We start from the raw sequence: 1460 nt of genomic DNA on the forward strand, positions 1-1460 counted from the left end.
GCGCTGCCGAGTTGCCCGCGCCGCTGCTCACCGCCACGGACGTGGTGTGGTTGTGCATCGGCATGTTGTTGATGTTGAGCGTGACGCTTTCCTGTCCAGCCATCTGCCCCAGCACGTAATTGCTTCCGCCGGGCGACATTCCCATGCCCAGCGGTACACGGCCGCGCAGATCGGGCAGCGCGAAGGTGGTCTGGCCATTGCCTCCGTAGGTGGTGCCCAGCAACGAGAACAAGGCGGCATTACTGGAAATCGCCATCAATTGGCCCCAGCAAAAAGCCCAGTTTCGGGGCGCGTAGTTGCCTGCGAACACAGAGATTTCACCGATGAATGGGTCTGCAGCCATGATGTTCTTCCATTAAGTCACGAGATAAGGGGTGGTCCAGCCGCTGCAGCCGGGGGCTCCGAGCGGCGCGCCGGGGCCGCGCGTGGCCCATGCCATTTCGGTGCTCCCCCCCGTTGCGGGTGTGCCGGCGCGAAGCCAGTGGGTGCCGTTGCGATCGCCGCTCGCCAAGCCATGGGGCGGGTTTCCACGGGGGCCGCTCTCCGAAGGCGTTCGCAGGATGGCCAGTTGCTCGAACCCCGCGCCGTTGCTTTGCCACTGCGCGAAGCGCTGCCCGGCCTCGAAGCCGAGCAGGGCCGGGCCGCTCAGCTCCGCCAGCGAATCCGAGCCCCGAAGCGCGCAACGGGCGGCGATCGACCGGCAGGCGTCGGACCCGGCGTTCCAGGAGGCCACGCTGGTCCAGCCTCTCGGCCGCGACCCGACGGCTTCCACCGGCCCCCGCGAAAAGAGGGTGCCCACCACGGGGGTCTGGCTGTGCGGCTGCAATTGGCCCCACTGCCGCTGAAAGCGCAAGGCCTGCGCGCCGGAATACAGGGCCACCACGAAGTCTGCGCGGGCGGCATGCCAGGCCGAACGCAAGCCGGCGAACTCGTCGGAGCCGTCGGGCAGGCCGGAGATGTGCATTGCCGACACCGTGCCGCCTGCGGCCTCGAACGCGCGGCGAAATTCATGCGGAAAGTCGTAGCCGCTTTCCAGAAAGCCCATGCACAGCAACGCGCGTGTGCCCCAGCGCCGTGGCGCTTCCCGCCCCAGCACCGCGCAGGACTGCCACAGATCCAGCGAGTGGGCAATCAGCCAGGGCGAACGGTCGGCCAGGCGCGTGGGCAACTGGTCGGCCCCCGTGTCGCTGGCCAGAAAAGGGATCTGGTTCGCTTCCAGGAGCGGCACCAGGTCCCGAGCCGACTGCATCGGCAGCCATCCTGCCAGCGCGTCGACCGCGCCGGAGCCGACGGCGGCACGCGCCTGCCGCAACGCGGCCTGGGGACTGCGCCCGTAGGGCAGCGGCAGCCAACGCGGGGGGTGTTCCGAGGCCTCGGCGCCCACTTGCAGGCCGGCCAGGAATTCGGCGGAGAGGGTGGGGTAGCGTGACGATTCCGGCAGCAGCACGCCGACCGTCCGC

The 1460-nt window shown here is 69.1% G+C and carries 2 protein-coding genes; both read right to left on the bottom strand.

Annotated features, from left to right (window positions below):
• On the bottom strand, positions 1 to 343 hold a 343-nt coding region (locus AC27IQ_RS24480; RefSeq protein WP_487091133.1), incomplete at its 3' end, for a phage tail protein.
• Between the two features lie 12 nt (positions 344 to 355).
• On the bottom strand, positions 356 to 1460 hold a 1105-nt coding region (locus tag AC27IQ_RS24485; RefSeq protein WP_487091134.1), incomplete at its 5' end, for an ABC transporter substrate-binding protein.

It is taken from the genome of Acidovorax sp. KPB24-07 (assembly GCF_057543315.1).